Source organism: Nocardioides zhouii (assembly GCF_004137345.1).
Lineage (GTDB): Bacteria > Actinomycetota > Actinomycetes > Propionibacteriales > Nocardioidaceae > Nocardioides > Nocardioides zhouii.
Map to the genome: position 1 here is coordinate 85,650 of NZ_SDWV01000011.1, position 21,520 is coordinate 107,169.

At 70.2% G+C, this 21,520-nt stretch carries 28 protein-coding genes; 13 read left to right on the forward strand and 15 right to left on the reverse strand.

Going from position 1 to position 21,520, the window contains the following annotated elements:
* Positions 1–7 precede the first annotated feature (7 nt).
* Both EUA94_RS12425 and EUA94_RS22420 read right to left on the reverse strand, forming a co-directional pair.
* A complete protein-coding gene (locus EUA94_RS12425; RefSeq protein ID WP_129427194.1) occupies positions 8–673 on the reverse strand; it encodes a cysteine hydrolase family protein in 666 nt (221 codons plus the stop codon).
* A 58-nt stretch (positions 674–731) separates the two neighbouring features.
* Positions 732–1,718, reverse strand: a complete 987-nt coding sequence (locus tag EUA94_RS22420) for a winged helix-turn-helix domain-containing protein (RefSeq protein ID WP_207210525.1) — start codon at positions 1,716–1,718, stop codon at positions 732–734.
* Positions 1,719–1,877: 159 nt separating this feature from the next.
* On the opposite strand from EUA94_RS22420, the gene EUA94_RS12435 reads away from it, so the two are divergent.
* A complete protein-coding gene (locus EUA94_RS12435) occupies positions 1,878–2,153 on the forward strand; it encodes an iron-sulfur cluster assembly accessory protein (RefSeq protein ID WP_129427195.1) in 276 nt (91 codons plus the stop codon).
* A gap of 66 nt (positions 2,154–2,219) precedes the next feature.
* On the opposite strand, the gene EUA94_RS12440 is transcribed toward EUA94_RS12435, so the two are convergent.
* Both EUA94_RS12440 and EUA94_RS12445 read right to left on the reverse strand, forming a co-directional pair.
* The gene (locus EUA94_RS12440) at positions 2,220–3,272 is read right to left on the reverse strand and encodes an S-adenosylmethionine:tRNA ribosyltransferase-isomerase (protein ID WP_129427196.1); all 1,053 of its coding nucleotides are present in this window, start codon (positions 3,270–3,272) and stop codon (positions 2,220–2,222) included.
* Positions 3,272–3,955, reverse strand: a complete 684-nt coding sequence (locus EUA94_RS12445) for an SDR family NAD(P)-dependent oxidoreductase (protein WP_129427197.1) — start codon at positions 3,953–3,955, stop codon at positions 3,272–3,274. Before EUA94_RS12445 ends, EUA94_RS12440 begins: the two co-directional genes overlap by 1 nt.
* Before the next feature lie 70 nt (positions 3,956–4,025).
* Here EUA94_RS12445 and soxR point away from each other — a divergent pair, with 70 nt between their 5' ends.
* A complete protein-coding gene (gene soxR, locus EUA94_RS12450) occupies positions 4,026–4,481 on the forward strand; it encodes a redox-sensitive transcriptional activator SoxR (RefSeq protein ID WP_242494838.1) in 456 nt (151 codons plus the stop codon).
* An 85-nt stretch (positions 4,482–4,566) separates the two neighbouring features.
* On the opposite strand, the gene EUA94_RS12455 is transcribed toward soxR, so the two are convergent.
* Positions 4,567–4,965, reverse strand: coding sequence for a VOC family protein (locus EUA94_RS12455; protein ID WP_129427199.1), 399 nt, complete (start codon positions 4,963–4,965; stop codon positions 4,567–4,569).
* Positions 4,966–5,691: 726 nt separating this feature from the next.
* Here EUA94_RS12455 and EUA94_RS22945 point away from each other — a divergent pair.
* The 5 genes from EUA94_RS22945 to EUA94_RS12480 are packed head-to-tail and all read left to right on the forward strand — an operon-like array spanning position 5,692 to position 10,278.
* Positions 5,692–7,335 carry an NAD(P)/FAD-dependent oxidoreductase gene (locus EUA94_RS22945; protein WP_129427200.1) on the forward strand — a complete coding sequence of 548 codons (1,644 nt, stop codon included), beginning with the start codon at positions 5,692–5,694 and terminating at the stop codon, positions 7,333–7,335.
* Positions 7,332–8,729, forward strand: coding sequence for a sensor histidine kinase (locus tag EUA94_RS12465; protein ID WP_129427201.1), 1,398 nt, complete (start codon positions 7,332–7,334; stop codon positions 8,727–8,729). The genes EUA94_RS22945 and EUA94_RS12465 overlap by 4 nt, the downstream gene beginning before the upstream one ends.
* 37 nt (positions 8,730–8,766) lie before the next feature.
* A complete protein-coding gene (locus EUA94_RS12470; protein ID WP_129427202.1) occupies positions 8,767–9,171 on the forward strand; it encodes a VOC family protein in 405 nt (134 codons plus the stop codon).
* Positions 9,168–9,476 (forward strand): winged helix-turn-helix transcriptional regulator, encoded by a 309-nt coding sequence (locus EUA94_RS12475; RefSeq protein ID WP_129427203.1) that lies wholly within the window; start codon positions 9,168–9,170, stop codon positions 9,474–9,476. The genes EUA94_RS12470 and EUA94_RS12475 overlap by 4 nt, the downstream gene beginning before the upstream one ends.
* 10 nt (positions 9,477–9,486) lie before the next feature.
* Complete coding sequence (locus EUA94_RS12480; protein WP_129427204.1) at positions 9,487–10,278, forward strand: aldo/keto reductase; 792 nt, start codon at positions 9,487–9,489, stop codon at positions 10,276–10,278.
* Here EUA94_RS12480 and EUA94_RS12485 read toward each other — a convergent pair.
* From EUA94_RS12485 to EUA94_RS12500, 4 genes are read right to left on the reverse strand one after another with little or no spacing between them, the layout of a single operon-like run.
* Positions 10,275–11,084 carry an SDR family NAD(P)-dependent oxidoreductase gene (locus tag EUA94_RS12485; RefSeq protein ID WP_129427205.1) on the reverse strand — a complete coding sequence of 270 codons (810 nt, stop codon included), beginning with the start codon at positions 11,082–11,084 and terminating at the stop codon, positions 10,275–10,277. The genes EUA94_RS12480 and EUA94_RS12485 overlap by 4 nt on opposite strands.
* A gap of 44 nt (positions 11,085–11,128) precedes the next feature.
* On the reverse strand, positions 11,129–12,007 hold the full coding sequence (locus tag EUA94_RS12490) for an alpha/beta fold hydrolase (RefSeq protein WP_129427206.1): 879 nt from the start codon (positions 12,005–12,007) through the stop codon (positions 11,129–11,131).
* A 19-nt stretch (positions 12,008–12,026) separates the two neighbouring features.
* The gene (locus tag EUA94_RS12495) at positions 12,027–12,332 is read right to left on the reverse strand and encodes a hypothetical protein (RefSeq protein ID WP_129427207.1); all 306 of its coding nucleotides are present in this window, start codon (positions 12,330–12,332) and stop codon (positions 12,027–12,029) included.
* Positions 12,329–12,742, reverse strand: a complete 414-nt coding sequence (locus EUA94_RS12500) for a tetraspanin family protein (RefSeq protein ID WP_129427208.1) — start codon at positions 12,740–12,742, stop codon at positions 12,329–12,331. Before EUA94_RS12500 ends, EUA94_RS12495 begins: the two co-directional genes overlap by 4 nt.
* Positions 12,743–12,899: 157 nt before the next feature.
* On the opposite strand from EUA94_RS12500, the gene EUA94_RS12505 reads away from it, so the two are divergent.
* Together EUA94_RS12505 and EUA94_RS12510 are read left to right on the forward strand one after the other, a co-directional pair.
* The gene (locus EUA94_RS12505) at positions 12,900–13,547 is read left to right on the forward strand and encodes a response regulator (RefSeq protein ID WP_242494839.1); all 648 of its coding nucleotides are present in this window, start codon (positions 12,900–12,902) and stop codon (positions 13,545–13,547) included.
* 3 nt (positions 13,548–13,550) lie between these two features.
* Entirely contained in the window at positions 13,551–15,293 is a 1,743-nt protein-coding gene (locus tag EUA94_RS12510; protein WP_129427210.1) for a sensor histidine kinase, read from the forward strand.
* Positions 15,294–15,316: 23 nt separating this feature from the next.
* Here the strand turns inward: EUA94_RS12510 and EUA94_RS12515 are convergent, their stop codons facing one another.
* Complete coding sequence (locus EUA94_RS12515; protein ID WP_129427211.1) at positions 15,317–15,595, reverse strand: excalibur calcium-binding domain-containing protein; 279 nt, start codon at positions 15,593–15,595, stop codon at positions 15,317–15,319.
* 116 nt (positions 15,596–15,711) lie between these two features.
* On the opposite strand from EUA94_RS12515, the gene EUA94_RS12520 reads away from it, so the two are divergent.
* Positions 15,712–16,419 (forward strand): thermonuclease family protein, encoded by a 708-nt coding sequence (locus EUA94_RS12520; protein ID WP_129427212.1) that lies wholly within the window; start codon positions 15,712–15,714, stop codon positions 16,417–16,419.
* Positions 16,420–16,429: 10 nt separating this feature from the next.
* Here the strand turns inward: EUA94_RS12520 and EUA94_RS12525 are convergent, their stop codons facing one another.
* Positions 16,430–17,356: a sensor histidine kinase gene (locus EUA94_RS12525; RefSeq protein WP_165356881.1), complete on the reverse strand. Its 927-nt coding sequence runs from the start codon at positions 17,354–17,356 to the stop codon at positions 16,430–16,432.
* A complete protein-coding gene (locus tag EUA94_RS12530; RefSeq protein ID WP_129427214.1) occupies positions 17,353–18,075 on the reverse strand; it encodes an MEDS domain-containing protein in 723 nt (240 codons plus the stop codon). Before EUA94_RS12530 ends, EUA94_RS12525 begins: the two co-directional genes overlap by 4 nt.
* 77 nt (positions 18,076–18,152) lie before the next feature.
* Between EUA94_RS12530 and EUA94_RS12535 the strand changes: the two genes are divergently transcribed.
* A complete protein-coding gene (locus EUA94_RS12535; RefSeq protein WP_129427215.1) occupies positions 18,153–18,455 on the forward strand; it encodes a hypothetical protein in 303 nt (100 codons plus the stop codon).
* A 72-nt stretch (positions 18,456–18,527) separates the two neighbouring features.
* Here the strand turns inward: EUA94_RS12535 and EUA94_RS12540 are convergent, their stop codons facing one another.
* On the reverse strand, positions 18,528–18,731 hold the full coding sequence (locus tag EUA94_RS12540; protein ID WP_091198989.1) for a cold-shock protein: 204 nt from the start codon (positions 18,729–18,731) through the stop codon (positions 18,528–18,530).
* A 256-nt stretch (positions 18,732–18,987) separates the two neighbouring features.
* Here EUA94_RS12540 and EUA94_RS12545 point away from each other — a divergent pair, with 256 nt between their 5' ends.
* Positions 18,988–19,587, forward strand: coding sequence for a hypothetical protein (locus EUA94_RS12545; RefSeq protein ID WP_129427216.1), 600 nt, complete (start codon positions 18,988–18,990; stop codon positions 19,585–19,587).
* Between the two features lie 29 nt (positions 19,588–19,616).
* Here the strand turns inward: EUA94_RS12545 and EUA94_RS12550 are convergent, their stop codons facing one another.
* Positions 19,617–20,072, reverse strand: a complete 456-nt coding sequence (locus tag EUA94_RS12550) for an SRPBCC family protein (protein ID WP_129427217.1) — start codon at positions 20,070–20,072, stop codon at positions 19,617–19,619.
* A gap of 72 nt (positions 20,073–20,144) precedes the next feature.
* On the opposite strand from EUA94_RS12550, the gene EUA94_RS12555 reads away from it, so the two are divergent.
* Positions 20,145–20,552 carry a GNAT family N-acetyltransferase gene (locus EUA94_RS12555; protein ID WP_129427218.1) on the forward strand — a complete coding sequence of 136 codons (408 nt, stop codon included), beginning with the start codon at positions 20,145–20,147 and terminating at the stop codon, positions 20,550–20,552.
* On the opposite strand, the gene EUA94_RS12560 is transcribed toward EUA94_RS12555, so the two are convergent.
* Positions 20,542–21,516, reverse strand: coding sequence for an aldose epimerase family protein (locus EUA94_RS12560; protein ID WP_207210526.1), 975 nt, complete (start codon positions 21,514–21,516; stop codon positions 20,542–20,544). The two genes, EUA94_RS12555 and EUA94_RS12560, sit on opposite strands and share 11 nt — an antisense overlap.
* Positions 21,517–21,520 lie beyond the last annotated feature (4 nt).

Here is a 21,520-nt window from a genome sequence, read left to right on the forward strand (position 1 = left end):
GGCCACGCTAGACAGCCGGACCGAGCACCCGCGAACGCATTTCAGCGCCTGCATCGGTCTGTGCGACGAACTGCGACGTCGTCATGGTCTGACCGAAGAGGTAGCGGAACCTTGCGAGAGCGAACTCGTGCGCATCCTGTGCCGAGAACCCCTCGAACGACTGCGAGGCGCAGGCGTCCTCCAGGATGACCACCTTGATCCCGGCCATGCTGAGCGCGTCGGACGTCGTCCCTACGCAGATCGGGGTGGTGAGCCCGCCCATCACGACCGTGTCCCAGCCGTTGTCGGTGAGGATCTCGATCAGGTTGCCGTCCGCCACCGCGGAAAAGCCGGTCTTGCGCATCACGACGTCATCGGCCCCGACGAGATCAGGATAGAACTCGGCATTGTCGCGACCCGACATCAGCGGGTGGTGGGCCACGACCTCCGGGATGGGCTGACCGTCAGGCCCCGGATAGTCCTCGGGGTAGTAGATCTCCCGACACAGGACCACGCGGCCACCGGCGGCTCGCCAGGCGGCAGCCGCGGCACGGAAGTTCGCGACCGCGGCGGGCGCGTCCGGCGTGTGCTCCCACCCGCCGTCGCTGAAGCCCTGCTGCAGGTCGACGCCGAGCAGGACCGTGTGGTCGGGCCCGAGGTCGTACGGCTCCTCGACACGAGGGTTGTTGCCCATCTCGACTCCCGGCGCTCGGCGTGGGTGCTACGGCTCGGCACCATCTAACTCTGCCGGGTCAGGGATGTCCCACCGCGAGCCGATATCCCCGCTTCACGACCGTGAGCACGGCCTTGGTGCCGATCGCGGCCCGGAGACGTGCGACCGCCATCTCGACGGCGTGCTCCGAGCCCGCCTGGCCCGACGGGAGCGCGGCCAGCAGGGCGCGCCGCGGGACCACGAAGCCCGGGTTCACCAGCAGGGCCAGCAGCACCGACAGGGGCGCGGGCGAGAGCTCGACCGGTACGCCGTCCAGCAGCAGGGAGTCTGCGTGCACGATCAGCGTGCGCCCGTCGGAGAGGCGTACGTCGACCCCGTCGCGCCGGGTCGGGAGCTCGGTCTCGAGCTGCTTGACCATCCCGGCGAGGCGCGAGCGGTCCGGGAAGATCGTCGGCACGCCCCACATCTCGAAGGCGGCGGCGGTGACCGGGCCGACGCAGGAAGCGACGACGTCGGACTGGAAGGCGGAGATCACGTCGTCGCGGCGGCCGACGGAGAAGGCCGCCTCCATCAGCGCGCCCTTGCGGTCGGAGGGGTAGAAGAAGTTGATGTTGGCCATGGACGACGCGAAGTTGCCGCCGCCGACGCCGGCGGTCGCGGCGATCAGGCAGAAGGCCCAGTAGGGCGTCGACGGGTCCTGGACGGCGTACGCGAAGAGCAGCGTCGGCACCAGCAGCATCGCGCCGCTGGCGATCGTCCAGTTGCGACCACCGAACCGCGGCACCGCGAAGGTGTACTGCAGCCGGAGCAGCGACCCGACCAGGTTGGGCAGTGCCACCAGCAGGAAGAGCTGCTGCGGCGTGAACGCAAAGCCCTGCGCCAGCAGGAACGCCGACGAGACGCTCCAGATCAGCCAGACGGAGAAGCCGACGTGCTCGGCGAAGATCGACCAGACCAGGTTGCGCCGGGCGACCGACGCCCCGGTGGTCTCCCAGAAGTCGGCGTCCTCGGGACGCCAGTCCTCGATCCAGCGACGGCTCCGGCGGGTGGGGGTCTCCATGCTCATGCCCTGAGCGTGGTCGCGGACTGTGACGTGAGGACTGTCGCTGCAGTGGCAGTGCCGTCACATTCTCCTCACGGCCTCACGCCCGTCCGTCGTTTTGACCCTGACGAGGGTCCGGGCAATGGTGGAGGTGACACATTCGCTAGTCGGAAGGAGAGCCAGATGCTTGCTCTCACCGAGAACGTGACCGAGATCGTGAAGAAGCTCAGCGGCGAGGTGCCGGCCATCTCCGGCCTCCGCATCGCGGCGGAGCCCGACGGGCAGTCCCTGTCGGTCAGCCCCGCGGACCAGGCCGCCCCGGACGACCAGGTCATCGAGCAGGACGGCGCGACCGTCTACGTCGACGGCCCGGCCGCCGAGATGCTCGACGACAAGATCCTGGACGGCGGCGTGGACGAGGAAGGCAACATCCAGTTCGCGCTGGGCCAGCAGGCCTGACCCACGGGCAACGAGCAACAGTGGAGCCCCGGGACGCACCTAGCGTCCCGGGGCTCCACTCATTCCTCAGCGCCGCAGCAGCAGGGCCGAGTCGCCGAACTCGTGCCAGAGGTAGCCCTCGACCACCGCAGCGTCGTACGCCGCCTGTGTGAGGCGCTGGCCCGCGACGGCCTCGACGAGCAGCAGGTGCGACGCCATCGGGTCGTGCCAGCCGGTGATCAGCCCGTCGATGACCCGCGGCGGCTGCGCGGGCGTGACCACGCGTGAGGTCCAGCCGCGGCTGGCGACGACGTACCGGCCCTGCACGGACGACTCGACCGCCCGGGTCGCGGTCGTGCCCACGGCGATCACCCGTCCGCCGTTGTCGCACGCGCCGTTGATCAGCCGCGCGCTCGTCGGCGGCACCTCGAACCACTCCGGCCCGGGCGCCTCACCCGCTTCCTGCGACGAGACACCGGTGTGCAGCGTGACCGGCGCGAACTGGACTCCGGCCGTCACCAGCCGGGTCACCAGCTCGGGCGTGAACGGCCGTCCGGCCGAGGCCATCTCGGCGCTGCCAGGACGGCGACCGAAGACGGTCTGGTAGTCCGCGAGCGGGTAGCGCCCATCGAGGTAGCCGTACGCGATCGGCCGACCGTTCCAGTCGAGCTGCCGGTCGAGGTTACCCCGCACCGACACCCGCCAGAGCCGGTTGCCGACGCCGGTGGGCGACGACGGGGCGTACGACGGCCACGGCGCGCGCAGCACCAGGCGTACGTCGCCCACCTCGACGACGTCGCCGACCGACGCGTCGAGCAGGGCGCGGGCGGCGTCGGGCGCGCTGCGCAGCTCGACGACGCGGTCGCCGTCCTCGAGATGGTGGGCCACGTGCACGACGACCGGCGCACCATCGAGGGTCGCGTCCGCCTCGGCAGGCACGGTCGCGGAGGTGTTGACCACGAGCACGTCGCCAGCGCCGAGGTGATCGGGCAGGTCGCGGAACCGCTGGTGGGACAACCCATCCGGCGTCGCCACCAGCAGGCGCACCTCGTCGCGCGCCAGTCCACGTGCCTCGGCCGGCTGTGGCGCGAAGGCCGACGACTCGAAGTGGGTGTGCGGCGTCTCGGTCAGCAGCGTCATCAGAAGTCCTCCGCCCGGTAGCGGCCGCTCTCGGGCCTGGCGTCGAGCAGCGCGAGCAGGTGCGGGACGACCGTCTCCGGCTGCGGCCGGTCCGAGATGTCCTCGCCGGGGAACGCGTCCTGGTGCATCGCGGTGCGCATGTCGCCGGGGTCGACGGCGTACGCCGTGAGGCCGGTCTCGGCCCCATAGGTCAGCGTGACGTGGTCGAGGCCGGCCTTGCTCGCGCCGTAGAGGCCCCACCCCTCGTAGTGGTTGACCGCGGCGTCCGAGCTGATCGACAGGAGCACGCCGTCCGCCTCGCGCAGCCACGGCAGCATCGTGGACGTCAGCACGAGCGGACCGCCGACGTTCGTTCGCCAGACGTGCGCGAGGTCGGGGACGTCGACCTCGGCCAGCGGCCGCATCGGCAGCGCGCCGAGGGTGCTGGCGTTGTGGACCAGCAGGTCCAACCGGCCGTACGCCGTCACGTGCGCGACCAGCTCGGCGCGGTGGTCGGCGTCGGTGAGGTCGCCGACCACCACCGTCACCCCGTCCGCCAGGTCCGCCTCCTTGAACTTCTCCGCGCTGCGTCCGTCGGTGATCACGCGCCACCCGGCCTCCGCGAGCGCCCTGCTCAGGGCCAGTCCCAGACCGGCCGATCCCCCGGTGACGAGCGCCACCCGTGCATTCGTTGCTATGTTCATGGCACCATGGTTCAAGTTCAAGTGAACTTGAGTTCAAGAGGTGAGAATGGATTCGCGCGATCTTCTTCCGATGGGCGAGATCTCCCACCGCAGCGGTTTCGCTGCATCCGCCATCCGCTACTACGAGGCCGAGGGACTGATCGAGGCACATCGCTCGGGCGGCGGACAGCGGCGGTTCGAGCGCAGCGTCCTCCGGCGACTGGCGTTCATCAGGGCCGCGTCCAACGTCGGTCTCTCGATCGAGGAGATCCGCGACGAGCTCGGCCGGTTGCCGGGTAACCGCACCCCCACCAAGGCCGACTGGCACCGCATCTCGAAGCACTGGGGCGCCCGGCTCGACGAGCAGATCGCCGCGCTTCAACGACTCAAGGGCGGACTCGACAGCTGCATCGGGTGCGGGTGCCTCAGCCTCCGGTCGTGCGCCTTCTCCAACGCCGGTGACTGGGCGGCACAGGAAGGCCCTGGCGCGCAGCTGCTGCCCGACTCGCTCCGCAAGCCACACCCGGCCCGGCGTACGTCGGGGTAGTCCAGTGAGGGATGGCTGTCACGTCGGGGTAGTCCAGTGAGATCTGGTCGTCAGGGACGGGTTCCGACAGCCAAACGTTACTGGACTACCCCGCGTTGCCGAGCGTGAACAACGTCAGCTGCATGCCGTCCGGCGCAGCGACCCGCGCATTGCGATCACCCCAGGGCGTGCGTACGGCGTCCGCCACCACAGTGGCCCCGACGTCGACCAGCGACGCGGCCGTTGTGTCGGCGTCCGGCACCTGGAGCGCGAACCGCACCTTGCCCGACACCCGTCGACCCACCTCGAGCTGGTCGACCATCGCGGCCTGTCGCTCGTCGAAGAGCTCGAGCGTTGCCCGACCCGCGTCGAGCAGCAGCACGCGCCCCTCGTCGCTGCTCCAATCGGCCACCTCCGGCAGGCCGAGCGCGTCGCGATAGAGGCGTACGGCCGCGTCGAAGTCGTCGACGGTCAGCGTGATCCGGAACTCCTGGACATCGGTCATGCTCCGATCGTCGTCCTTGAGGTGCACCTGAGGTCAAGACCGTTCAGCGCGCCCGCCGCTTGCCGCCGACCGGCTTGCCCCTGGAGCCGGAACCAGACCGCTGCCGCGGTACGTGGATCCACGGCATGCCGCCATGCCGCTCCACGCGGCGGACGGCCCAGAGGATGAACACGATCACCGCCGCGATGAGGATCCACAACCATTCCATGAACCAGCCCTTTCCGGTCCGGGACCTTACTCACGGACGGCCCACAGACCGGTGACTGGACCAGACCGCCACGCCCCGCTGTGAGGCAGAATCCGCGGAAAGTGCGTTGGTCACCGCCCACCGCGAGCGATCAGTGGTCACTGACGCACCCCGAGGAGTCCCGTTGACCGCACTGCCGCACCCGCCCGGCATCGACCCGGCCTGCTCCCGGCGCTCGACCTCGCCGCGGGGTTGGTCGGTCTCTCCGGAGTCGTCGTTCTGGTTCTCCTCAGACGCGAGCCGTGAATGCATGTCCACCGAGGAGTCGGGGTACCGGTCCGCGTGAACTCGTCCTACGTCCGCTCGTTCGCCCAGGTCGTCGGCATGCTGACCGGCACCGTCCTCCACACGGCGGCGACCGCTGTGCAGGTCACCCGGCGTACGAGCTAGCCCCCCGAGTGGTCTCGACCACCTGTCGAAAGCCGCCCGACCGGCAGTAACGTCCGAGCCACGGCGACTGACGACGGGGAGGTGCGCCGATGGCGAAGCCCGCCATCCTCGCGGTCGACGACGACGTCGCGGTGGTCGCCGCGGTGGTGCGCGACCTCCGCCAGCGCTACGGCGAGGACTACCGCGTCCTGCGCGCCACGTCCGGGTCCGAGGCGTTGGAGATCCTCGCCGACCAGCTCCTCAAGGACCGTCCGATCGCGGCGGTCGTGAGCGACCAGCGGATGCCCGGGATGAGCGGCATCGACGTGCTGCGACAGGTGCGCGAGCAGTCGCCCGACACCAAGATCCTGCTGCTGACGGCGTATGCCGACACCGAGGTCGCGATCCAGGCGATCAACGACATCGCGCTCGACTACTACCTGTTGAAGCCGTGGGACCCGCCCGAGGATCGGCTCTACCCCGTGCTCGACGAGCTGCTGCGCGACTGGGCGCACGGCCACCCCGACCGCGACTCCGAGGTGCGCGTCGTCGGCCACCGCTGGTCCGACCGGACCCACGAGGTCAAGACGTTCCTCGCCCACAACCACGTGCCCTACCGCTGGCTCGAGGTCGACGCATCCGACGAAGCGACGCGGTTGCTCGAGGTCGCGGGCGAGGGCAAGCTCCCGGTGGTGGCCCTCCCCGACGGGTCGGTGCTCCGCTCCCCCACCACGATCGAGCTCGCCGACGCGCTCGGCCTGAGCACGCGCGCGACCCAGACTCTCTACGACCTCTGCGTCGTGGGCGCCGGGCCTGCCGGCCTCGCGGCTGCGGTGTACGCCGCCTCGGAGGGGTTGCAGGTCGTCGTCGTGGAGCGCGACGCACCGGGCGGCCAGGCCGGGCAGAGCGCGTCGATCGAGAACTATCTCGGCTTCCCCAAGGGCCTCTCCGGCGCCGACCTCACCCACCGCGCGGTGGCGCAGGCAGCACGCTTCGGCGCCGAGATGGTGCTGGCGCGCGACGTCGTTGGCTTCGAGACCCGCGGCCCGGTGCGCGCGGTGCTGCTCGAGGGCTCGGCCGACATCGAGGCGCGTGCGGTCCTGGTGGCCAGCGGGGTGTCGTACCGCCGCCTCGATGCACCCGGGCTCGACGACTACGTCGGCCGCGGGATCTACTACGGCGCCAGCGCGAGCGAGGCGACGCAGACCGTCGGCGAGGACGTGTACGTCGTGGGCGCGGCCAACTCGGCCGGTCAGGCCGTGCTGAACTTCGCGAAGTACGCGAAGAAGGTCGTGCTCGTCGTGCGCGGCGCCTCGCTCGAGGCGTCGATGTCGCAGTACCTCGTCACCCGGATCCTCACCACGCCCAACGTCGAGGTCCGCCTGCACACCGAGATCGTCGGCACCCGCGGCGACGGCCACCTCGAGGGCATCACGCTGTGCGACCAGTCGGCCGGCAGCGTCGACGAGGTCGCCACCAGCTCGGTCTACATCTTCATCGGTGCAGCACCGCGTACGGAGTGGCTCGGCGACTCCGTCGCACGCGACGACCGTGGCTTCGTGCTCACCGGCCCCGACCTGCCCACCGACCTCGCGTGGCCGCTGGAGCGCGGCCCGTTCGCACTGGAAACCAGCGTGCCGGGTGTCTTCGCCGCGGGCGACGTACGCCGTGACTCGATGAAGCGCGTCGCCTCCGCCGTCGGCGAGGGCGCGATGTCGGTCTATCTCGTCCACCGCTACCTGGCCGCGACATGACCCTCGCCGACGAGCTCCGGGCCGTCCCGATCCTCGACGGCTTCACCGACGAGCAGGTCGCGGAACTCGCCGCGGCCGGCGAGGAAGTGTCGTACGACGCCGGGGTGCGGCTGTTCGACGAGGGCCGCCCCGCCGACGACTGGTGGGTGCTGCTGTCCGGGCGCATCGACCTGGTCCGCCGGATCGGGCACGAGGAAGCGGTCATGGCGACCATGGAGAACGCCGGCCAGTGGGCCGGCGGCTTCAAGGCGTGGGACGAGAACGGCATCTACATGGGGTCGGCGAAGGTCGTGGCACCGAGCCGCTTCTTCCGGCTTCCCGCGGCGGAGCTGGGCCGGCTGGGCGAGGCGTGGTTCCCCTTCGCGGTCCACCTGCTGCGCGGCCTGATCGGTACGGCGCGGCGCATCGAGGTCAACGCCCGCCAGCGCGAAGCCCTCGTCGCCCTCGGCACTCTCGCCGCCGGGCTGGCACACGAGATCAACAACCCCGCCTCGGCTGCCGTGCGATCCGTTGGTGCGCTCCAGCAGTCGAGCGACGACGTCTTCGCCTCGCTCCAGCGGCTCGCGGGGGCGGGGATAGACGCGTCCCAGTTCACGGCCCTGGACGACCTCCGCCGCTCGATCGACCCGTCGTCTGCCCCGACCGGCGTTGCGCTGTCGGATCTCGAGGAGTCGCTCACCGACTGGCTCGAGGATCACTCGATCGACCGCTCGTGGACGATTGCCCCCTCTCTGGCGGCCGCTGGGGTCTCGACCGCTTGGCTCGAGGGCGCGGCTGCTGCGTTGTCGGGTGCGGGCCTCCAGGCCGGCCTCGAGTGGGTGGCCGCGGCCGTCACGACGACCGCGCTCATCAATGAGGCGCAGGACTCGACCCGCCGCATCTCCGACCTCGTCTCGGCGGTGAAGTCGTACTCACAGATGGACCGCGCCGCCGTGCAGGAGGTGCGCGTCGTCGACGGCCTCGAGAGCACGCTGATCATGCTCGGCCACAAGCTGAGGGAGAGCGGCATCACCGTCGTCCGCGAGCACGACGACTCCGTCCCCACCATCACTGCCAACCCCGGCGAGCTCAACCAGGTCTGGACGAACCTCATCGACAACGCCGTCGACGCCATGGACGGCGGCGGCACCCTCACCGTCAGGACGTACGCCGACGCGAGCCACGTCGTCGTCGAGACCTGCGACACCGGCCCCGGCATGTCCGACGAGGTCGCCGCCCACGCCTTCGAGCCGTTCTTCACGACCAAGGAGGTCGGCAAGGGGACGGGCCTCGGCCTCGACATCTCCCGCCGGATCGTCGTCGAGCACCACGGCGGAGAGATCGACGTGGCCTCGGAGCCGGGAGCGACCGTCGTACGGGTGCGGTTGCCGCTCGCGCAGTCTGCCCACCCATGACTTGACGACCCACTTGCATTTTGCAAGTATCGCCACCATGAGCCTCTTCATCACCTGCCCCGTCGAGAGCGTCGAGCGCGCGACTGCCTTCTACAGCGCCCTCGGCTGGACCCTCAACCCCGAGATGTCCGACCACAACGTGTCGTGCTTCGCGATCGCGCCGGAGCAGTACGTCATGCTCGGCAGCCGCGAGATGTACGCCAGCGTGGGCGCATCCGAAGATCTGGTCGGCGGACCTGACACTCCCTCCAAGGTCACGGTCTCGTTCGACCTCGGCAGCCGTGAGGCGGTCGACGCGCTCATCGAGAGCGCCGAGCGCGCCGGCGGGCGGATCGGCGACACCGACGACTACCCCTTCATGTACCAGCGCCAGTTCGACGACCCCGACGGCTACCACTACTCGCCGTTCTGGATGAAGCCGGACGCCGAACCGACGGCGTGAGCGACCTCGCCGCGGCACTCGACGTCCTCGGAGCGCGGTGGGCGCTGCTCATCGTGGGGCGGCTGCTCGACGGGCCACAGCGCTACGGCGATCTGCAGCGCGACCTTGGGACCCCGACGAACATGCTTGCGACCCGGCTCCGTGAACTCGAAGCGGCCGGCGTACTGACCCGACTGCCCCTCAAGCACAACACTCGGGCGTACGCACTGACCGATCGCGGACTCGCCCTGCGCGAGGCGATCGAAGCGCTCGAACGCTGGGGCGCCGGGAAGGCACAGCTCGGTCCCTCACCCAGCCGTGGCTAGCATCGAAAGCATGACCGACGACGCCCCCCAGCTCCCGGACCAGACGCTGACCCTCGCCGGTGGTGCACGCATCCCGCTCCTCGGGTTCGGCACCTGGCAGATCACGGGCGACGACGCCGTCCGCGCGACCGCAAGCGCCCTGGAGAGCGGCTACCGCCACCTCGACACGGCCACGATCTACGGCAACGAGGCGGAGGTCGGCCGGGCGCTGGCCGAAAGCGGCGTACCGCGCGACGAGGTGTTCGTGACGACCAAGTGCCCGCCGGACGACGCAGGCCGGGCGCTCGACACCCTCCGCACGAGCCTCGACCTGCTGCAGGTCGACCACGTCGACCTCTGGCTCATCCACTGGCCGGGGTCGGCCAACACCGACATGTGGCGCGCCTTCGTCGAGGCCCGCGACGCCGGCCTGACGAAGGAGATCGGCGTCAGCAACTTCGACGCGTCCCTCCTCGACGAGGTCACCGAGGCGACCGGGGTGGCGCCGGCGATCAACCAGATCCGGTGGAGCCCGCTGCTCTTCGACGCCGGGGTCGTGGAGGAGCACCGTGCCCGCGGCATCGCACTCGAGGGCTACAGCGCCCTCCGCGGCGGAACCCTCGAGCACCCGGCGATCGTCGAGATCGCCGAGCGCGCGGGTCGTACGCCGGCGCAGGTGATCGTCCGCTGGCACCTTCAGCACGAGATCGTCGTCATCCCGAAGTCGGTCAACGCTGACCGCATTCGTTCCAACGCGGACGTCGGCGGCTTCTCCCTCAGCGATGAGGACATGGCGACTCTCGACGCCCTCGGCAGTCGTTAGCCCCGCTCCTCGGCGATGCTGTTGCCGCCGTCGACGACGAGGCACTGACCCGTCACGTACGACGAGCCGGGGGCGCACAGGAACGCGATGGTCGCCGCCACCTCGTCCGGCATCGCACTCCGACCGATCGGGGACAGACGCCCCTGCCTCACCTCGTCGGCCGTCTGGCTGCCTGTCGCGATCCAACCCGGCGCCACCGCGTTGGCCGTGACGCCGTCGGCGGCGTAGTCGACCGCCACCGACCGCGCGAGGCCGACCATCCCAGCCTTCGCAGCGGCGTACGCCGCCTCGTCCCGCATCGCCATGACGGGCCCGGTCACCGAGGTCACCATCACGACGCGACCCCATCGCTGCTCGCGCATGCCCGGCAGGACGGCGCGGGTCGCCAGGAACGCGGTGCCGAGGTTGCGCGACAGCGACGTCCGCCACTGGTCGTACGACAGTCGCTCGACGGCACCCGTCTCGTCGCCGCTGCCGGACCCGGTGCTGAAGGCGGGGGCGCTCACGCTGGTCATGCCGGCGTTGTTCACCAGGATCGTCGGCGGGCCGAGCTGGTCGACCACCTGCGCATGGGCATCGTGCACCTGCGCCTCGACCGTCAGGTCGGCCACCACTCCGACGGCGCGGATGCCCCGCTCCTCGAGATCCGCGGCACGGTCGAAGGCCCGGGCGGTCGTCGCCGCGACCGCGACGTCCGCACCGAGGGCACCTAGGAGCGCCGCCGTGGCGAAGCCGATCCCGTCGGGCGAACCGGCCCCGGTCACCCACGCGACACGTCCGGCGAGGTTGAAGGCGTCAGGCAGCATGCGCGAACCCTCACGGCTCCCCGTCGTCGGGTCAAGCACCCGCCTCAGCGGATCTGGGCTAGGGAGAGCACGTCGTCGATGGCAGCCTGGACCTCTTCCGTGGCGTCGGCGTAGATCTCGTGCGAGGCCCTCACCTCGGTGTACTCGCCCATCGCCCACTGCCCAGCGACGCGCTTCATGATCGACTCGTAGGCGGCGTAGGTGCGTCCGCACACGTCTTCGGGGCTGAAGCATTGGTCCACGGTCGAGATCACCAGGCTGAACGGGGTGTCCTGCGGCACGGGTTGGTCCTCGATCTGCCCGCTGATGCTCCGGTAGTCCAAGGACTCGCCGTTCGCGCCCTCCATGTACTCGGCCTCGCCTCGCCGCTCCCCCGCAGTCATGATCCTCATCCCCGAGGTGGACCACGGCTTCCACGGCGGCACGGGATTGAGTGCCACGACGCCGCCGACCTCGTCGGGGAAGGTCGCTGCGTACGCCTGGACCAGCAGCCCGCCGGCAGAATGGCCCACCAGCACGTACGGTCCCGGCACCTCCGCGGCCTCGAGAAGGCCGTGCAGGTCACTGACCAGGTCCTCGCCGGTGCGCGGGGTCGGCGCTGAGCCGCTCCTCCCCTTGTTCGCCCGGTCGTAGGAACACACCCGCCGCTGCGAGTCGAAGGCCGCCCGCAGCACGTCGAGGTCGCTGAGCAGACGACCCTCACCGACCTCCAGCACGATCGTCGGCTCGCCCTCACCCCAGCACTCGAGGTAGAGGTCCCGCCCGTTCACGGGGAAGGTCCCGCCCAGCGACGGCTCGGCCGAGCCCGTGGTCGTGGCGCTGACCTGCGGCTCCGCAGAGCCGGGCGGGTCGGAGGCGCACGCGCCCAGCGCGGCCACCGCCAGGACCAGCGGGGCTATCAGTCCGATCCGCAGCGCGTTCATCTGACTGTCGCAGTCCTGCTCAGTGCGCTGCCCGGGAGCCCACCAGGGCACGCTCCCGACGAGCACTGCCGAGCCGGTGGCCGAGCTGCACCAGGCCGATGCCGACAACGAGGATCGCCAGCGACACCAGTCCGTAGGACAACGGGAACTCCGAGGGCTCGAACGCCGGACTCGTGGCCCCGTTGAGGGAGTCGAGCATCAGGTAGATGCCCTGGAAGACGAACGCCCACAGGTAGGCGATGGCGTACGTCGTGGTGGCGGCGAGCCGGTTGGCCAGGAAGTAGCCGAGCGGGAACGCGCTGAGGACCGTGACGACGGCGATCATCGGGCGCCGACCTCAGTCGAGACCGGCACGGGACGCCGGTCCGTCGAGAACATCAGGACCACGGCCAGCACGGTCAGGAGCACCGAGAACCCGACCAGGGCCTTGATGAACATCGGCACGTCGACGAAGAACGCCGGCAGCCCGGTGAGCGTGATGACGATCATCGAACCTGCAGCGACACGCAGCGCAACCCGGTTGCCGCGCCACGCCAGGACCGAGGCCACGAGTCCGATCACCCCCAGGATGCTGCCGACAACCAGGATGGCCATCGGCGGGCCCTCGACGCCGGGGTCAGGTGCCGTGAGGAACCCGGGGATGTTCGTCAGCGAGTACACGCCGGCGATGGCGATGCCGACCTTCTGCTTCGTCGTGGTGATGCCCCGAGCGGGGGCCAAGGTGGTGCTGGACATGTCTCCTCCAAAGGATGTGGGAACTTGTTGGCTCCACAGTCCGGTCCCGAGCACTCCCTCCCCCAGAGCATCGCCTCCCGCGACCGTCCCGACCAGTCCTGCAAGGAGGGAACTTCTTCCCGAGCGCCGGGAGGTCGGCAACCTCCATAGTGGTGGTGTGCCGATCCGAGTGCTGCTGGCAGACGACCACCCGGTGGTCCGGCGCGGCCTGGCCGCGCTGCTCGGCACGCTCGACGAGTTCGAGGTCGTCGCCGAGGCGGAGGACGGGGAGGGCGCCGTCCGCGAGGCCCAGCTGTGCCGGCCGGACGTCGTGCTCATGGACGTACGCATGCCTGGGATGGACGGCGTCGAGGCGACCCGGCGGATCCGCCAGGCGGTGCCGGACGTCGCGGTGCTGGTGCTGACGATGTACGACGACGATGCGACCGTCTTCACGGCGATGCAGGCCGGAGCCCGGGGATACCTGCTCAAGGGCGCCGAGCAGGACGAGATCGCCGACGGGATCAAGGCGGTCGCGCGCGGCCAGGCGATCTTCGGCCCCGGCATCGCGACGCGCCTGCTGCAGCACTTCGCCAACCCCCCGGTCGAGGTCGCGGCCGACGAGCCGTTCCCGGAGCTCACCGCTCGCGAACGCGAGATCCTGGGCCTCCTCTCACAGGGACGACGGACCGCCCAGATCGCCGAGACGCTGCACCTGTCGCCGAAGACGGTGAGCAACAACCTGACCACGATCTTCGCCAAGCTCGAGGTCACCGACCGCACGGCGGCAGTGCTGCGGGCGCGCGAACGCGGGTTGGGCGCCTAGGCCGTGGACGCCTTCGCCGTCGCCTTCGGCTTCGTCGCCGTCTCGACCGCCGTGTCGGGAGGCGCACTGCTGTTGACGCACCGAGCCACGCTGTCGGCCGTCCTGCTCGTCTGCGCCGGTGCGGCGGGCCTCGTCGCTGATGCGCTCCTCGCCGCTGACCGCGATCGCTCGGGCGCGGTCGCCCTCGCCGCCGCCGTGTCGCTCTTCGGGCCCGCTGCGCTCGTGACGTTCCCCAGGCCGCGCTGGCGGCACCCGGTCGACTTCGTCGGCGTCGTGGTCGTCGTCGGCGGCGGGGCGATCGGGACCGCGTACGCCGGCGTCGACGTGGGCGTCGTCGGGCTGATGGGACTGCTGCAGGGATGCGCCGTGCTGGCCCACACGTGGTGGCGCATCGAGGTGTCCGCGGATCGCGAGCGCCGAGCCGTGATCTGGATGGCGCTGGCCCTCCTCCTGGCCACGATCTTCTACTTCTTCGCCTCCTTCTCCGCGGAAGGGTTCGACAGCGGAACGCTGCCCTCGATCGGGACCGCCGCGTTCGCGCTGGTCGCTCCGGCCATGTACGTCGGGGCAACACTGCCCGACCTCGTCGACGTACGTGCGCTCGTGGTGCGGACGGTGGTGCACTCCGTCGCCCTCGTCACCGTGATGGCCGTCTTCGTGCTTGCACTGGGCCTGCTCGAGGCGGTCGGCGCGACGGAGCTGAACGTCGGCGCGCAGGCCCTCCTCGCAGCCCTCTGCTCGACCATCCATCACCCCACCTGCGTCGTGCTGCGCGGCGTTGTGGACCAGCTGCTGTTCGGCCAGCGTCCCGACCCGCTGGGCGCCGCGTCGGCGGTGGCGGACCGCATCGGCGCCGGGCCGGTGATGGCGCTGCGCGCGATCCGGGACGCCCTCGTCATCCCGTACGCCGCCCTCCTCGTCGACGGCGTCCTTCTCGCATCGACCGGCACCGCGACCACCCACACCCGTTCCCTCGACCTGGACGGTGCGGGCGAGCTGGTGGTGGGGTTGCGCCCAGGCGACCTGGGGTTCTCCCGCGGTGACGAGCAGGTGCTCGGGCTGACCGTCCCCCTGCTGGCACAGACCGTTCGCGCGCGGGCGCTCGCCGAGCAGCTCATCGAGTCCCGCGGTCACACCATCGCAGCCGTCGAGGAGGAGCGGCGTCGGCTCCGTCGCGAGCTGCACGATGGGCTGGGCCCCCGGCTGTCCGGGGTCGCGTTCACCTCCGACGCGGCGCGCAACCTCATCCGCACCGATCCGGCGGCAGCCGAGGAGATGGTGACCCAGCTGCGGGCCGACACCGTGATCGCGATCGAGGAGATCCGGCGAATGGTCTATGCGATGCGGCCACCGGCGCTCGACGAGCTCGGCCTGGTGCCGGCCCTGCGGCAACAGGCCGTCGGGCTGCGCAACCGCGAGGGTCTCTCCGTCACGGTGGACGTGTCGGCGCCTGCACACTTCCCCGACCTCCCGGCGGCGGTCGAGGTGGCGGCCTATCGCATCGTCACCGAAGCACTCACCAACGTGGCCCGGCACAGCACTAGCGCCTCCGCATCAGTACGGCTGCACCCTGCCGCGGACGGTCTGCGCCTCGAGGTGACCGACCACGGCGGCCACACCGACAGCTGGCGCCCCGGCGTCGGCATGGCGTCGATGCGCGAGCGCGCCACCGAGCTGGGCGGCTCGCTCGAGGCGGGTCCCGGCCCGTCAGGCGGCCGGGTGTCGGCGCTGTTGCCGCTGACCTGAGGCTGACGCACCAGGCGGCAGGTTCAGCCGTTCTCGCAGGCGGTGCCGTCCTTGTCGCGGTCGAGGTTGGCGTTGTTCATCCAGTAGACCTGCACGGCAAGAGCGGTGGTGGCCGGCCGCGAGTAGCCGTCGCGAACTGCCTTGGCGGCCGCCACAGGCCCCTTTGCCACACCGTGGGGCCACTTGGCGGTCAGGGCCGCACACGACGGGAACTTGGGGACCGCGGCCTCCGCCGGAGTCGTGGTGAGCAGGGGCGCGGCGAGCGCGAGAGCGGCAACAACCGCACGAGAGGTCTTGGTCATGGCCGGACCGTACGTCGGCCTCCGAGCCGCCCGCAGGCAAAGACTCGAAGTGCCCACAAGATGCACGGATCGGTGACACCGTGGCGCGATCACCCGCACCACCACCCCCGGAATCCATGACCACGCACCTCGCCCGGGCCGTCGCCCTGGCACTCGCAGCCTTCGGCCTCACCAGCATCGTTCCGGCACAGGCGACCGCGATCATCGACCGCGACTGCGGCGACTTCGCCACCCAGGCCGCGGCTCAGGCGTTCATGCTCGCTTCCGGTCCGGGAGACCCTCATGGCCTCGACGGCAGCGACAACGACGGTCGGGCGTGCGAGTCCAACCCGTGCCCGTGCGGCACGACCGCTCCCCAGCCGTTCGTCGGCGGCACCAGCACTCAGAACAATCCGCCGCCCGCGCCCGTCGTACGCCGCAACCGCGGCAACGTCGTGAAGGTCACCGACGGCGACACCCTGAAGGTCCGCATCCGCGGCGTCGGCGTACGCGACGTCCGCATCATCGGCATCGACACACCGGAGGTGTACGGCGGCACGGAGTGTGGTGGCAAGGACGCCAGCGAGCGCATGCGCGAGCTAGCGCCGGTCGGCTCGACCGTCAGACTGATCAGTGACCTGAGCCAGGCGGATCGCGACCGCTACGGCCGGCTGCTCCGCTACGTGGAGCGCAAGGGCAAGGACGTCGGTCGCGCACAGGTCAACCTCGGGCAGGCGAAGGTCTACGTCTACAACCACCAACCGTTCCGCCGCACCTCGAACTATCAGCGCGTGAAGCGGAATGCTCGCCAGAACGCACGAGGCAGCTGGAACACCTGCTGGTAGCCGGCCCTCGTCAGGCGGCAGTCGTACGGATGTGCAGCCGGACGTGCGTGCCCGAGTCGTCGGTGCCGACGTCGACGGCCGAGCAGAGCTGGCGCGCCAGCCACAGGCCGTACCCGTGGTCAGATGGCATGGCCGGTGGGAGCAGGCCGACGAGGGGATCGAGCGCGTCGCGACCGCTGTCCTGCACGTGGCAGACCCACGTGGGACCGGACTCGTAGATGTGCAGCATGGCCGGCGGCCCACCGTGCAGCAGGGCGTTCGTCAGCACCTCGGTGACCGCCAGTGCCATGTCGGCGACCACGTCGGGGTCGAGCCGGAGGTCGGCGCCGAGGTCGCGCACCATCCGCCGCGCGGTGGAGACGTCGGCCGGGGACGAGCAGTCGACGGTGATCGAGTCGCGCGGTGCAGCAACGACCGCAGACAGGCCGGCGAGCATGGCCATGGGTTCGTCATAGCCGGCGTTCTGCGACATCGCACCGCCGGTGCGCAGGGCATCGTGGGTGTGCCGGCCGATGTCGAGCAGGTGTGACGGGAGCGTCCCGGCGTCATAGGGGCAGAGCAGGTCGACGTCGTGGTCCGCGAAGACGAGGTTGATCGCCGCCTCGAGCCGCTGGTAGTCGAGCACCTCGGCCGGCGTCCGCGCCGACAGCGTCTGCTCGGCGATCGCACACGTGCGTACGCCCTTCGCCTTGGCCGCGAAGTCGAGGAGCACGCGGTAGACGTTCCACTGCGGGGCGTAGGCCACGGTGTCCTCGACGAAGGTGACCTCGTCGGCGTCGCGACCGAGGGCCGAGCGCAGCGCGTCCACGCGGCGAGCGGGTGCCATCACGAGACCGCGGTGCCCGCGCAGGAGTGCATCGCGGAGAACCCCGCCGACCTCGTCGGCGTACTGCCGCGGGCCGTCGTAGAACAGTGTGCTGTGCGTGGCTGTGGTCATGGCTCGAGCCTCAGGCGTTCGTGATGGAGTCCCGAGAGTGACAAGGTACGCCGGATCGCGTCCGGCACGCGCCTGAGAATCAGCGCACCGTTCTCCGGCAGGCTCGCCGCGACCGCCCTGATCCGGGCGAGGCTGCCGACATCGGCGAAGGTGAGGTCCTCGATGTCGACGTGGATCCGGTGCGTCACGGCCGCGCGCGCCTGCAGCACCGGCAGGAGCTCGTCGCGGTGGTCGTGGCTGTAGAGGCATACCGAGCTGACACCGATCTCGCGCTGCAGCGCGGTCGACATCCGCTCCCAGGTGAGGACCTCCTCGGGCGAACCGAGGAGCGGAGCCAGGTTGTCCACCTGCGCCGCCACCCGGAGCCCGCGGAAGCCGTCCTTGCGCGACTGCGCGGCGGCCGCCCGGAACCCGACCGCGACGGCGCCGAGGCCGTCGGGACGGCGGGTGCCGTACGCCTCGGAGAAGCTTCGGACCAGGAGCTGACCGGCGCTGATGGCGTCTCCAGCGTGTACGTGGCCGGGCATCGCCCGGAGGACCGCCTCGGCGTGCTCGTCGGACGTGACGTAGAGCACCCGGTCGCCCGCGGCGAGGCCGTGGCCGATGAACGTCGACGCGATCCGGGACAGCTGGCCGAGGCTGCGGTGGAACGCGCAGAGGTGGGTTCCGGGCTCGAGGGCGTCAAGGCTCGCCACCTCGTACTCCGTCCCCACGGTCATGGGGCAACTGTAAGTGAGCCCGGGGCAACCGAATAGAGATCGTGGGGGTGAGTGGCGGTGGCGCCTACGCTGCGGTGATGACCTCGGAAGAGGTAGGCACCTACGTCGAGTCGCTCCCGCTGGTCAAGCGCAAGGGGACCTCGTCGCGTCCGGCGTGGTACGTCCACGACCGCTTGATCGTACGCCTGCACGACCCGAACACGCTGGTGATCCGCGTGCCGCTGAACAAGCGGGAGTCGCTCATCGAGAGCCATCCGGAGACGTTCGGCGTGCCGCCTCGCATGGAGGCGCACCACAAGGTCGAGGCCTACCTCGATCGCGCCGAGCCTGGTGCGGTGCAGACCGCGATCGACCTCGCGTGGCAGATGCAACGCCGCTGATCGGTGTCTGGCCGGGCCGAAACGCACGAGAGCCCCGACCGCCGAAGCGGTCGGGGCTCTCAGTGAGTCAGATCAGGAGACGCGAACGTTCTCGGCCTGGGGACCCTTGGGGCCCTGGGCGAGGTCGAACTCGACCTTCTGGTTCTCGTCGAGCGACTTGTAGCCACCGGACTGGATCGCGGAGAAGTGAACGAACACGTCCTCGCCGCCGCCGTCCTGGGCGATGAAGCCGAAGCCCTTGTCAGCGTTGAACCACTTGACAGTTCCTGAAGCCATGATGATTTCCTTTGTTTCGCTCGCGGGCTGTGTGCCGGCGATCTGCTGAAGACATCCACCTGATGGAGTCCAGCGAACCGAAAACCAGGAGTACGAGATACGAGCCGCACGTCTTGTGCGGCCAGGACGACCCGGGGGTCGTCCCTTCAACAGCCTCAACAGTAGGGCATCGGGCAACACTTCGGCGTTTCGGCGCCTGTCGGGGCGCGAAATCGCGAAACCCGACTACGCCCGCCGGTCGGCCTATGGTTCGCGCATGACGTCCCGCATGAGGTCTCGGCTGTTCGCCCTTGCTGTCCTGGCGACTCTGACGGCCCCGCTGGCCGCACACGCGGAGACAGTGACGGTTCGCGACACCGTCGGCGATGTCGAAGCGTTCTACCTCAACGAGGACCAGGACACCCTGCCTGCACCGCACTACGCCGCAAGCGACATCACGCGGACGGTGACCGCGTACGGCATGGAGCGGCTGAAGGTCACGGTCCACCTCCGCGACCTGCGCCATGCCTCAGCACTGCGCACTGATGTCCTGATCCGGACACCTGATGGCCGCTACTTCGGGTCGGTCGTGCGCGGTCTGCGTAAGGTGCGGACCGTCTTCGGCCATCCGCGCAGAGGCGAGGTCGAGTGCGAGGGGTTCACCGGCACGTACGAAGGCGGGAAGGACCGAGTCACCGTGGTGGTGCCGGTCGCCTGCATCGACTCGCCCCGCTGGGTGCGGGTCGGTGTGACAACCACCGGCATAGAGCTCGAGGACACCGACACAGAGGACTTCCCGTTCCACGTCGACGACGGTGGTCGTGATGGCGATGGCGGGCAGTGGGCTCGCCTCGGACAGCGCATCCGACGCGGCTGACCCACCGTCAACGGCTTCGACGACGCGACCTAGCCGAACGACTTCTCCAGCGCATCGAGCACGGCCGTGCGCTCCCGCAGCGCGATGCGCTTCATGATCGGTGTCGCCGGCCCGTAGAGCCCATACGTCTTGAGCCGCGCGTAGTGGCGTACGAGCGTCTCGCCCTCACCCACGGACTCGAGCGTGTAGCCCGGCCAGCCCTCGGCGAGCATCGCGCCCCAGGGCGCCTTCTGCTGCCAGTGGTACTCGAGCTCGCGAGGACTGTCGAAGGCCGACACCTCGCCCGGCGCCTTGCCGAACAGCGTCGAGTCCTCGTACGTCGTGCCGAGGCCGACCGGGCCGGGCGAGGTCTTGCGCGAGCCGCGGCGGATGCTGCCCTTGCGGGGCTGCCACTCGTTGATGCTCTCGATGTCGGCCAGCCGGTCGAAGACGGCGCCGATCGGTGCCTTGATCAGGCGTTCGAGGTCGAGCTCCGCGTCACCCATCTCCCTATCGTCGGCGCCCCCAGGACGGGCGACAACCCCGGTCTAGCAAGGAGAACTGCGAGGATCGGCGCCATGACCGAGGGCTACGAGATCCGCACCGAGCTCGCCGAGATGGACTTCGACCGCATCCACCCGTGGCTCAGCACCGACGCCTACTGGGCGATGGGCCGTACCCGCGACAACATCGAGACGGCCGCGCGGCACTCGCTCAATTTCGGCGTCTTCACCGATGGGGAGCAGGTGGCGTACGCCCGCGTGCTCACCGACCACGCCAACTTCGGCTGGCTCGCCGACGTGTACGTCCACCGCGACCACCGCGGTCGCGGCGTCGGACGGATGCTGATGGACGCCGTCGTGGCGCGCCTCGAGCCGATGGGGCTGAGCCGCGTCCTGCTCGCCACCCGCGACGCGCACGAGGTCTACGCGCGGATCGGCTTCGAGCCGCTGCCGCACCCTGAGAGGTTCATGATCAAGAGCTGAAGCGCCACTCGATCGTCGATCGGTAGGTCTCCCCCGGCTCCAGGACCGGCGAGGGCCACTCGGGATGGTTCGGGGAGTCGGGGAAGAGCTGCGGTTCGAGCGCGACGCCGGCGCGGCGCTGGTAGCGGGGACCGTCGAGCATGTCGCCCGTGTAGACCTGCAGCCCCGGCTGGTCGCTCCACATCTCGACCGTCATAGCGGTCCGGGGTGATGAGAGGGACGCGTGGCGACGCAACCCCTCGCCGCGTACGACGAAGTTGTGGTCGAACCCCGCGCGGAGCGGTGCCGGCGAGCGGAGGTCGAACGGCGTGCCTGCCACCGACTTGTGCTCGCCCAGCGGGATCCCGGTGGCACCCACGGGCGTGTACTCGTCGGCGTCGACGGCGAGCAGGTGGTCGTCGATCGGGCCGGCGCCCTCGCCGTCGAGGTTCCAGTAGGCATGGTTGGTCAGACCCACCACGGTGGTGGCGTCGGTCGTCGCCGACATCTCCACCGCCACGGCATTTCCAGTGACGCGATAGCGGACCTTGACGGAGACGACACCCGGGAAGCCTTGGTCCCCGTCGGGACTCACCAGCGACAGCACGAGCTCGTCGGCGGCGTGCGAGACCACGTCCCAGAGGCGTACGTCGAAGCCATCCGGCCCACCGTGCAGGCTGTTGCCGCCGTCGTGGGTCCGCACCTCGACGGTCCGACCACCGAGCTCGAAGTGGCCGCCGGCGATGCGGTTGGCGTAGCGCCCGATGGTCCCGCCGATGTAGTCGCTGCTCGCCAGTCTCTCGGCGACGTCGGGATGACCGAGCACGACGTTGCGGCGTACGCCGTCCCCGCCCCGAACGAACAACCGGTGGACCGTCGCACCCAGGGTGAGCACCTCGACGACGGGGCCGGGCTCGGAACCGATCGTCAGGAGCTGTACGTCGCGCCCGTCGGGCAGCTGGCCGAAGACGGCGTGGGTGGTCACGCGC